The sequence below is a fragment of the Pseudomonas sp. UFMG81 genome, from assembly GCF_015354575.1.
Taxonomy (GTDB): Bacteria; Pseudomonadota; Gammaproteobacteria; order Pseudomonadales; family Pseudomonadaceae; genus Aquipseudomonas.
This window is the reverse complement of the sequence record NZ_JACAFQ010000045.1, coordinates 1-10,364: the sequence shown is the minus strand read 5'-3', so window position 1 is coordinate 10,364 and position 10,364 is coordinate 1. Positions and strand designations below refer to the sequence as shown.

At 66.9% G+C, this 10,364-nt stretch carries 9 protein-coding genes; 1 reads left to right on the top strand and 8 read right to left on the bottom strand.

The annotated features are described in order from the left end of the window. Nucleotides 1–34: 34 nt before the first annotated feature. Nucleotides 35–673, top strand: a complete 639-nt coding sequence (locus IX761_RS24300) for a TetR family transcriptional regulator (protein WP_194792050.1) — start codon at nucleotides 35–37, stop codon at nucleotides 671–673. 6 nt (nucleotides 674–679) lie between these two features. Here the strand turns inward: IX761_RS24300 and IX761_RS24295 are convergent, their stop codons facing one another. The 8 genes from IX761_RS24295 to kdpF all read right to left on the bottom strand — a co-directional run bounded on the left by IX761_RS24295 (nucleotide 680) and on the right by kdpF (nucleotide 10,285). After that, on the bottom strand, nucleotides 680–1,624 hold the full coding sequence (locus IX761_RS24295) for a hypothetical protein (RefSeq protein ID WP_194792049.1): 945 nt from the start codon (nucleotides 1,622–1,624) through the stop codon (nucleotides 680–682). 58 nt (nucleotides 1,625–1,682) lie between these two features. Then, complete coding sequence (locus tag IX761_RS24290) at nucleotides 1,683–2,237, bottom strand: hypothetical protein (RefSeq protein ID WP_194792048.1); 555 nt, start codon at nucleotides 2,235–2,237, stop codon at nucleotides 1,683–1,685. A gap of 99 nt (nucleotides 2,238–2,336) precedes the next feature. Further along, nucleotides 2,337–3,032, bottom strand: coding sequence for a response regulator (locus IX761_RS24285; RefSeq protein WP_194792047.1), 696 nt, complete (start codon nucleotides 3,030–3,032; stop codon nucleotides 2,337–2,339). Then, on the bottom strand, nucleotides 3,029–5,683 hold the full coding sequence (locus IX761_RS24280; protein ID WP_194792046.1) for a sensor histidine kinase: 2,655 nt from the start codon (nucleotides 5,681–5,683) through the stop codon (nucleotides 3,029–3,031). Before IX761_RS24280 ends, IX761_RS24285 begins: the two co-directional genes overlap by 4 nt. Nucleotides 5,684–5,855: 172 nt before the next feature. Beyond that, on the bottom strand, nucleotides 5,856–6,413 hold the full coding sequence (gene kdpC, locus IX761_RS24275) for a potassium-transporting ATPase subunit KdpC (RefSeq protein WP_194792045.1): 558 nt from the start codon (nucleotides 6,411–6,413) through the stop codon (nucleotides 5,856–5,858). A 13-nt stretch (nucleotides 6,414–6,426) separates the two neighbouring features. Continuing rightward, nucleotides 6,427–8,481, bottom strand: a complete 2,055-nt coding sequence (gene kdpB, locus IX761_RS24270; protein WP_194792044.1) for a potassium-transporting ATPase subunit KdpB — start codon at nucleotides 8,479–8,481, stop codon at nucleotides 6,427–6,429. 10 nt (nucleotides 8,482–8,491) lie between these two features. Next, nucleotides 8,492–10,186 carry a potassium-transporting ATPase subunit KdpA gene (kdpA, locus tag IX761_RS24265; protein WP_194792043.1) on the bottom strand — a complete coding sequence of 565 codons (1,695 nt, stop codon included), beginning with the start codon at nucleotides 10,184–10,186 and terminating at the stop codon, nucleotides 8,492–8,494. A gap of 9 nt (nucleotides 10,187–10,195) precedes the next feature. Next, nucleotides 10,196–10,285 carry a K(+)-transporting ATPase subunit F gene (gene kdpF / locus IX761_RS24260; RefSeq protein ID WP_033696222.1) on the bottom strand — a complete coding sequence of 30 codons (90 nt, stop codon included), beginning with the start codon at nucleotides 10,283–10,285 and terminating at the stop codon, nucleotides 10,196–10,198. Nucleotides 10,286–10,364 lie beyond the last annotated feature (79 nt).

Below are 10,364 nucleotides of genomic sequence, written 5' to 3'. Positions count from 1 at the left end.
TCGTTGACCTGACCTGACCGGAGGAAGCAGAGGCGTGGCAGAGAAAGAAGAAGTGGGCAGGCGCGAACGCAAGAAGCTGATGCTGCGCGATGCGCTGATCAGCGCGGCCTATGAGCTGTTTGCCGAGAAGGGCTTCGACGAGACACGGGTCGAGGACATTACCGAGAAGGTCGACGTGTCCACCCGCACGTTCTTTCGCTACTTCGCCTGCAAGGAGGACGTGGTGCTCGACTACCAAGCCGCCGAGCACGAGGACTTCATGGCCGCGCTCAACCGCCGGCCCCTCGACGAGCCGGCGCTGACTGCTGTGCACCACGCTGCAGTGGAGATCGTGAGGTACTGCGAGAACGGCTCGTACGGCTTCGATGCCGACCGCTTCATGACCTTGCAGGAGCTGCTGCGCAGCCACCCGATGGTCAGGGCCAAGAACCTACAGAACGGCGTGGACCGCCGCGAGTCGATCGTCCAGCTGATCGCCCAGCGCATGGGCACCGACCCCAACGACGATATCCGCCCCAACGTGCTGGCCTGGGTGCTGGACTACGCGCACATCGCGGCGCACGACCTGTGGAAGAAGAAAAAGCCCTCGTCGGTGCCCTACTCCGATGTGCTCGACGAGATTTTCACGGTGATCGAGCAGGGGCTGAACTTCCCGGCGCAGTTGCCGACATGAGCCCTGCTAGGTGCTGCCAACGGCCTCGACCAGCTTCTGCAGTTCGGCGCTGAATGCAGCCATGTCGAAGTGCTGGGGATCGTCATGGCCATCGGCGTAGTAGCTATCGATCACGGCATGGAAGGCCGGCACCAGCCAGTGGCCTCGCCGGGCGCTCGCCACCATGTAGAGCAACGCCAAACGCTCATACTGCCTGGCCGTGAACCCTGGCGTCGGCGCGGCACGGTCGTTCACCTTCTTCCCGGCCGCAGGTATCTTCGGCGCACCAGTGCGAGGCTGGATATTCTCCACGCCCACGAACAGATTCACCTTCGCCGCCTTGTCGACGCAGGTCTCGAACTTCGTCGTCGCGATGGCGTCGGCGAAATCCACCTCGGTAATCGAGCCGCCAATGCGATTGGTCATGGCATGTGCCGCGCGATGGGGATAAGGCTTGGGATGCCCGCCAAAATCGATGTTGAAGGACCAGCTCTCGTCGTCCCGGTTGGCCGGGAACTCGCCACGCACCTCACAGCCACGCACGGTGCCAGGCGCCGAGCAATTAGGGGTGCTGGTGTCGTGGATGATGAAGTAGTTGGCTGTTATCGGCTTGTCAACTGGCCCACCTACTTGCCCCTCCTTGATGCCTTTGGCGTCGAGCAGAGCCTGTACGGCCTGGATGGCGGGAGCAGGTTTACCCACGACGCCCGCAACAAAAGGGGTGATAGTTGGTTGGCCGATCTTGCCGACGAACTCGACCTGACGTGTCAGGCAACTGGCTTGTTGCACCGGCGTTCCGGCGAACGACTGAGCCTTGGCGTCGAACATACAAAGCCCGGCACGCGCCACTTGCTGGCTGATACCGCTATCGAGCTTGCACATGTCAGCCGCGGCGCCAACCGAGCAACTCGTGCTGAGCATCAGCAGTGCCGCGACGCCGGCAATCCCATTCAAGCGCGGTGAACTGGACACTTCGACCTCCAGATGGATCAACAATGACAGGCCGCAGTCACACCGTCACATCGGCCCTTTAGAGGAAGCTTTCGAATTCCGCGAGCGCATCCTTGCGCAACCACTCATTGATCTCCCGGCGCTTGATCGGCCCGTGGTGCTTGACGGTGAAGCGCAGCAGCCTGGCGCAATACTCGATGGCGAAGCGATGGTTGTTCTTGGTCTCGGTGCGGAAGGTTGGGCAATCGGTCTTGCCGGCGGCTTCCATCAACAACGCCTTGAGGCTGGCATCGAACCCCATCGAGTTGCCGGAACACTGGAAAATCCCTGCCTCGGCGGTACACGGCGTGTTGGAAGTCGGGTTGTTGGTGTCGATGTCCGCCAGCCAGTCCCATGAGCTTTCAAAGCCACCCAGCACCCTGAGCACTTCCAGCATCGCGGCCTTGCGGTGCTTGAGCCCACGCCATGGTCCCAACTGGGCGGCTACACTGGAGTAGATGTCGAATGTGGCGTTCACGGTGAAGATCTCGTCTGGCGCGCCCCTCGCCCACTCGACCAGTTCGTCGAGGAAGGCATCCGGCGCGCGGCCGCGGTTCTTCACCTTGTTCTTGCACGCTACGAAGGTTCTGCTCATGGATCCCCCTGGCACTGGACATGGCGTTTAGCCACGCCTGCGAGTCTAGCAGCCTGTCGATGTTCTGCCTGGGGGGGGCAAATCAAGTACTGCGGGTCGTCAGGGCGCTGGTGCCACCAACCGATACCCCACCCCCGCCTCGGTGATGATGTAACGCGGCGCCGTCGGGTCATCCCCCAGTTTCTGGCGCAGGTGCCCCACCACGATCCGCAGGTAGTGGGTGTCCTCCGTGTGGGTCGGCCCCCAGATGTCCTTGAGCAACTGCTGCTGGGTGATCACCCGCCCGGGGTGCCCGGCCAGCTGCGCCAGCAGCGCATACTCCTTGCGCGTGAGCGCCACCTCGACGCCCTCCAGCGTCACCTTGCGAAAGGCGAAGTCGACCACCAGCGGGCCGAAGCTGGCCGACGACGCCGCGCTGCCCACTTGCGGCGCCTGGCGCAGCAACGCCCGTACCCGGGCAAGAAACTCCTGGATACCGAACGGCTTGGTCACGTAGTCGTTGGCGCCGCCATCCAGCGCGTCGACCTTCTGCACTTCGCTGGCGCGCACCGACAGCACCATCACCGGCACCGTGCTCCATTCGCGCAACTCGCGCAGCACCTGCTGGCCGTCCATGTCCGGCAGGCCGAGGTCGAGCACCACCAGGTCGGGCTTGTTCAAGGCGGCCTGGGCCAGGCCCTCGGTGCCGGTGGCGGCTTCGATCACCTTGTAGCCCTGGGACGCCAGGCTGATGCGCAGGAACTTGCGGATCTGCGGCTCGTCGTCGATCACCAGCAGGGTGGCGGCTTGGCTCATGGGGCTTCACTTTCAGTGTCGGGTTGGGTGGGCAGCGGCAAGCATAGAGTGATGCAGGTGCCCTGGCCATCGAGGCCGTCGCTGACCAGGATGCGCCCGCCATGGGCGCCGATCATGCCCTGGCAGATCGCCAGGCCCAGGCCGGTGCCCTGCCCGCCTCGGTCGCCACGGGCGGCGGTGTAGAACATGTCGAAGATCTTCTCGCGTTCGTCCTGGGGAATACCGGGGCCCTGGTCGCTGACGGCGAAGCACAGTTGTTCGTCCTGCACGTTCACCTGCAGTTCGAGCCGGCCTTGTGGCGGCGAAAAGCGTGCGGCGTTTTCCAGCACATTGACCAGCGCCTGTTCGATCAGCGCGGCATGCACGAACAGCAGCGGCAGCTCGCCGGGCACGTCGGTGTGCACCCGCAGCGGCGCCAGCACCACCCGCAGGCGGTTGAGGGCACTGCCGACGATATCGGCCGGCGCCACCCAGTCGCGGGCAAGTTTGAGGCTGCCATGGCCGAGCCGGGTCATGTCCAGCAGGTTCTGGATGTAACGGTCCAGGCGCTCGGCTTCGTTGCGGGTGCCTTCGAGCAGTTCGCGGCGGTCGTCCGGGGGGATGGCGTCACCCAGCGCCAGCAGGCTGTCGATGCTGCCGCGCATCGAGGTGAGCGGAGTGCGCAAGTCGTGTGACACCGAGGCGAGCAAGGCGCTGCGCATCTGTTCGGTTTCACCGTGCAGCCGCGCGGCCTCCAATTGCTCGCCCAGGCGGGCGCGGGCCAGGGCCTGGGCCAGGGGTTGTGCCAGGGCCATCAGCAGGCGCCGGCGCTGGGCGCTCATGGCTTCGCCGTTACGCGGGCGCACACCCAGCAGTGCCAGGGGCTGGTCTTCCACGGCCAGCGGCCACCACCACCAGCGGCCATGGGGCAAGGTGTCGCTGCCAAAGCCTGCGGCCTGGCCGTGTTGCCAGGCCCATTCGGCGGCGGCGCGTTCGTTGTCGGTGAACGCCGGGGCGTCGTCGCTGGCCACATGCAGCAGGCCATCGGCGCTGCGCTCGAGCAGGCACACCTGCACGTCCTGCCAGCCATTCAGGTGCTGGCCGGCGGCGTTGAAGATCGCCTGGCGATCGGTGGCCACGGTCAGCCGGCGCGACAGGTCGAGCAACTGGTTGGTCTGTGCCTGGGTTTCGCGCAGGGCCTGCAACTGGCGGCGCTGGCGCGCGGCCAGGTTGCCGGTGAGCGCGGCCATCAGCAGGAAGAACACCAGGGTCAGTACGTCCTCTTCGCGCTGGATGCTGAACGAGAAATTCGGCGGGATGAACAGGAAGTCGTAGGTCAGGAACGACAGCGCCGCGCAGGCCAGCGCCGGGCCCAGGCTGCTGCGCACCGCCACCAGCAACACGGCGGCGAGGAACACCAGCGAGATGTTGGGCAGCGCCAGTACGCTCGATACGGCCCACGACAAGCCGGCAGCCAGCACCGTGGCGACCAGCGCCAGCAGGTAGTGACGCCACACCCACACGCGCTTGACCGCCGCACTGGCCGGCTGCGGTTGCGTGTCGCGGTCGAGCACGTTGATTTCCAGGCCGTGGCTTTCGCGCAGCAAGCGCGCGGCCACACCAGCGCCGAAGAAACGGCGGCGCAGCAGGTCGCGGGACTGGCCCACCAGTACCAGGCTGGCACGGCGCTCGGCGGCGTGCTGGATCAGCGTGCGCGCCACCTCCCCGGCCTTGAGCAGGACGACTTCGCCACCCAGGCGCTCGGCCAGTTGCTGGGCCGCTTGCAGGCGATGCCGGGCGGTTTCGTCGCGCAGCCGGCCGTTGTCGACATGCACCACGCTCCACGGCAGGTGGCGGCGCTGGGCGACGCGGCTGGCATGGCGCACCAGGCGTTCGGCCTGGTCGTCGCCATCGATGCCCACCAGCAGGCGGCCGCGCAGGGCCGGGGCCTCCTGGCCGCGCTGGCGATAGCCGCTGGCCAGGTCCGCATCCACCTGGGCAGCGGCGGTCTGCATGGCCAGCTCGCGCAGGGCGGTGAGGTTGGTTTGCGAGAAGTAGGCGTCGATGGCGGCCCGGGCCTGCTCGGGCACGTACACCTTGCCCTCGCGCAGGCGCTCCAGCAACTCGCGCGGCGGCAGGTCGATCAGCACCAGCTCGAACGCTTCCTGCAACACCCAATCCGGCAGGGTTTCGCGCACCTGCACGCCGGTGATGTCGCGGACCTTGTCGTTGAGGCTTTCCAGGTGCTGGACGTTGACCGTGGTGTACACGTCGATGCCGGCGGCGAGCAGTTCCTGCACGTCCTGCCAGCGCTTGCTGTGACGGCTGCCGGGGGCGTTGCTGTGGGCCAGTTCGTCGACCAGCAGCAACGCTGGCTTGGCCTTGAGCAGGCCGTCGAGGTCCATCTCTTCGAGGGTGACGCCGCGGTATTCGCTGCGCAGCAGGGGTTGCTGCAGCAGCCCGCCGAGCAAGGCCTCGGTTTCGGCGCGGCCGTGGGTCTCGACCACCCCGGCCACTACCTGCACGCCCTGGCGCTGCTGAGTATGGGCGGCCTGGAGCATGGCGAAGGTCTTGCCGACCCCGGGGGCGGCGCCGAGGAATACCTTGAGCCGGCCACGGCCTTCGCGGGGCAGGCCGGCCAACAGCGCGTCGGCGCGGGTGGGGTTGCTCATGTTCGATCCTTAATTCTCAGCAATCTCGCGGTCCCTGTAGGAGCGGCCTTGTGTCGCGAAAGGGTCGCGCAGCGGCCCCAGGATTTCAGCGGTGTCGCTGAAATTGCCGGGGCCGCTTTGCGGCCCTTTCGCGACACAAGGCCGCTCCTACAGGGGGCCGTGGCTTGGCTCACTACTTGGCGGGTGCCAAGCGCTCCAGCGCCTGGTTCAGCGCCAGCACATTGACCACCGGCGGCCCGATCAATGGGCGAAGGGTGGCGTCATTCACCAAGGCTTGCAAGCGCTCCACCGACACCTGCCGCGCCGCCGCCACGCGCGGCAGCTGGTAGGCGATGGCCTGCGGCGGGAGGTGCGGGTCCAGGCCGCTGCCCGAGGTGGTCAATAGCGCCAGCGGCACCGGGCCCTGCTGCGCCTGATAGTGCGCGGCAGCCTCGCCCTTGACCCGCTCAGCCAGCGCCGGGTTGCTCGGCGCCAGGTTGCTCGCACTGCTGGCCACGGTGGCGTAGGCACCCGCCGAAGGCCGCGACTGAAACCAGCCGTCGCCCTTGAACGCTTGGGCGATCAGCGCCGAGCCACGCACCTGGCCCTGGTCATCACGCACCAGGCTGCCATTGGCCTGGTCGGGGAACGCCACCTGGGCGATCCCGGTCACCGCCAGCGGGTACAACGCGCCGGTGACCAGGGTCATCAGCAGGACCAGGCTCAATGCCGGGCGTACATAAGCAGTCATGTCAGTCTCTCCTTCAAACCAGGTGCAGGGCGTTGAGCAGCAGGTCGATCAGCTTGATCCCGGCGAACGGCACGATGATCCCGCCCAAACCGTAGATCAGCAGGTTGCGGCGCAGCAGGTGGGCGGCGCTGGCGGCCTGTACCCGCACCCCGCGCAGGGCCAGGGGGATCAGCACGATGATGATCAGCGCGTTGAACACGATGGCCGAAAGGATCGCGCTCTGCGGGCTGGCCAGGTGCATCAGGTTGAGCACGCCCAGCTGCGGGTAGATGGCGGCGAACAGCGCCGGCAGGATGGCGAAGTACTTGGCCACGTCGTTGGCGATGGAGAAGGTGGTCAGCGCGCCACGGGTGACCAGCAGTTCCTTGCCCACCTGCACCACGTCCAGCAGCTTGGTCGGGTCGCTGTCCAGGTCGACCATGTTGGCGGCCTCGCGGGCGGCCTGGGTGCCGTCGTTCATGGCCATGCCCACGTCGGCCTGGGCCAGGGCCGGGGCATCGTTGGCGCCGTCGCCGCACATCGCTACCAGGCGGCCGTCGTTCTGTTCCTGGCGGATGCGCGCCAGCTTCTTCTCCGGGGTGGCTTCGGCGAGCACGTCATCGACGCCAGCCTCGGCGGCGATGGCCGCGGCGGTCAGCGGGTTGTCACCGGTGACCATCACGGTGCGGATGCCCAGCTTGCGCAGTTCGGCGAAGCGCTCGCGGATGCCGGGCTTGACCACGTCCTTGAGGTGGATCACCCCCAGCAGGCGTTTGTCGACGCACACCAGCAGCGGTGTGCCGCCGCTCTGGGCGATGCGCTCGATTTCACGGGCCAGGGCCAGCGGCAGTTCCAGGCGCTGCATACCGACGAAGGCCAGCACTGCATCGACGGCGCCCTTGCGGTAGCGGTGCTGCTGGAAATCGATGCCCGACAGGCGCGTCTCGGCGCTGAAGGCGATGGCGTCGTACTGGTCTTTGCTCGGCTCGTCGAAGTCGTGCAACTGGCGCAGGTACTCGACGATGGACTTGCCTTCGGCGGTGTCGTCGGCCAGCGAGGCGAGCAAGGCGCCCTGCCCCAGCTCCTTGGCGGTCACGCCTGAAGCTGCGTGCAAGGCACTGCAACGGCGGTTGCCGAAGGTGATGGTGCCGGTCTTGTCGAGCATCAGCGTGTGCACGTCACCGGCGGCTTCCACCGCACGGCCGGAGCGGGCGATCACGTTCAGGCGTACCAGGCGGTCCATGCCGGCGATGCCGATGGCCGACAGCAGGCCACCAATGGTGGTGGGGATCAGCGTCACCAGCAAGGCGGCGAGGAAGATCAGCGGCAGGCTGCCACCGGCAAAGCGGGCGAACGGCTGCAGGGTGACCACCACGATCAGGAAGATCAGGGTGAGGCCGATCAGCAGGATGTCCAGGGCAATCTCGTTGGGGGTTTTCTGGCGCTTGGCACCTTCGACCAGGGCGATCATCCGGTCCAGGGTGGACTCGCCCGGGTTGCTGGTGATGCGGACCAGCAGCCAGTCGGACACCAGGCGGGTGTTGCCGGTAACCGCCGAGCGGTCGCCGCCGGACTCGCGGATCACCGGCGCAGACTCACCCGTGATGGCGGCCTCGTTGACCGCGGCGATGCCTTCGAGCACCTCGCCGTCGCCGGGGATCATCTCGCCGGCCACCACCCGCACCACATCGTCCTTGCGCAGTTGGCTGGCGGCCACGGTTTCGAAGCTGCCGTCGCTCTTGCGGCGCTGCGCGGTCAGGCCCTGGCTGCCGGCCTTGAGGCTGTCGGCGCGGGCCTTGCCGCGGCCTTCGGCGAGGGCTTCGGCGAAGTTGGCGAACAGCACGGTGAACCACAGCCACACGGTGATCTGCACCGCCACACCGGTGCTGACACCACTTTCGGGGGCGAAGCACAGCGCCGTGGTGAGCAGCGCGGTGAGGGCCACCACCAGCATCACCGGGGCGCGCTTGAGCTGGCGCGGGTCGAGCTTGACGAAGGCTTGCACCAGGGCCGGGCGCCACAGGGCGGCGAAGCGGGTCTGGTCCTTGGCGCTGCGTTGCGCCTTCACTTCAGGGATGGGCATGTTCATCGATGATTCCTCAGAAACCCAGGCTCAGGTGTTCGGCGATCGGCCCCAAGGCCAGGGTCGGCAGGAAGGTCAGGCCACCGACCAGCAGGATGGTCACCAGCAGCAGCGTGGTGAACAGCGGGCCGTGGGTGGGGAAACTGTTCAGCCCTTGCGGCGCGCTCTTCTTCGCCGCCAGGCTGCCGGCCAGGGCCAGCACCGGCAGGATGTAGCCGAAGCGGCCGATCAGCATGGCCAGGGCGATCATCACGTTGTGGAAGGGGGTGTTGGCGCCGAAGCCGGCGAAGGCCGAGCCGTTGTTGGCGGTACCCGAGGTGTAGGCATACAGCAGCTGGCTGAAGCCGTGGGCACCGGGGTTGCTCACCGCGCCGGCGGGGCCTGGCAGGCTGGCGGCGATGGCGCCGAGCACCAGCACGCCGACCGGCATCACCAGCAAGGTCGCTACCAGCAATTGCACTTCGCGGGCCTGCAGCTTCTTGCCCAGGTACTCCGGGGTACGGCCGATCATCAGGCCGGCCAGGAACACCGCGATCAGCACGAACAGCAGCATGCCGTAGAGGCCTGCGCCGACGCCGCCGAAGATCACCTCGCCGACCATCATGTTGACCATCGCCACCATGCCGGTCAGCGGGTTGAGGCTGTCATGCATGGCGTTGACCGAACCGTTGGAGGCGGCAGTGGTGGTCACCGTCCACAATACCGAGCCGGTGGTGCCGAAGCGGCTTTCCTTGCCCTCCAGCGGCGCGGCCTGCTGTACCTGGGCGCTCTCCAGGGCCGGGTTGGGCTGGTATTCCGACCACAGCGCGGTGCTGCCGCCGATCAGGAACAGCGCCAGCATGCAGGCGATGATCGCGCGGCTCTGGCGCGGGTCCTTCACGTAATGGCCGAAGGTGAACACCAGCGCCACCGGGATCAGGATGATCGAGGCCACCTCGAACAGGTTGCTCCAGGCCGTGGGGTTCTCGAACGGGTGCGCCGAGTTGACGCCGAAGAAGCCGCCGCCGTTGGTGCCCAGTTGCTTGATGGCAATCTGGCTGGCGGCCGGGCCCAGTGGGATGGTCTGGTCGGCACCTTGCAGGGTGACGGCGTGGGCGTAGTCGGCGAAGGTCTGCGGCACGCCCTGCCACACCAGCAGCAGCGCCAGCACGATGCACAGCGGCAGCAACCCATAGAGGGTGGCGCGGGTCAGGTCGACCCAGAAGTTGCCCAGTGTAGTGGCCGAGCGCCGGGCGATACCGCGGCACAGGGCGACCAGCACGGCCAGGCCGGTGGCGGCGCTGACGAAGTTCTGCACGGTCAGGCCGAGCATCTGGCTCAGGTAGCTGACCGAGGCTTCACCGCTGTAGGACTGCCAGTTGGTGTTGGTCATGAAGCTGACCGCGGTGTTGAACGCCAGCGACCACTCCTGGCCCGGCAGGTGCTGCGGGTTGAGCGGCAGCGCGCCTTGCAGTTGCAGTACCGCGAACAACAGCCCGAAGCCGGCCAGGTTGAAGGCCAGCAGCGCCAGGACGTATTGCTTCCAGTTGTGCTCCTGGTCGGTATTCACCCCGGCCAGGCGATAGCAGCCCCGCTCCACCGGGCCGAGCAGCGGCGACAGCCAGGTGCGCTGGCCCTCCATGACCTTGTAGTAGAAACGCCCAAGCCAAGGTGCCGGTAGCAGCACGATGGCGAAGAACGCCAGCAGCAACAGGTAATCGTAACTGTGCATGGCCGCCCCTTAGCTGCGATCGGCGCGCAGCAGCGCCACCAGCAGGTAAACCGCCAACGCCACTGCCAAGAGCAGTGACAGCCCGTCGAGCATGTACATGAGCCAATCTCCCTTGATGCGGCGCGAGGGCCGCTTTGGGGAAATTGTCCGAGGGCGGGGCGTAAAGGGGCGAGATGGG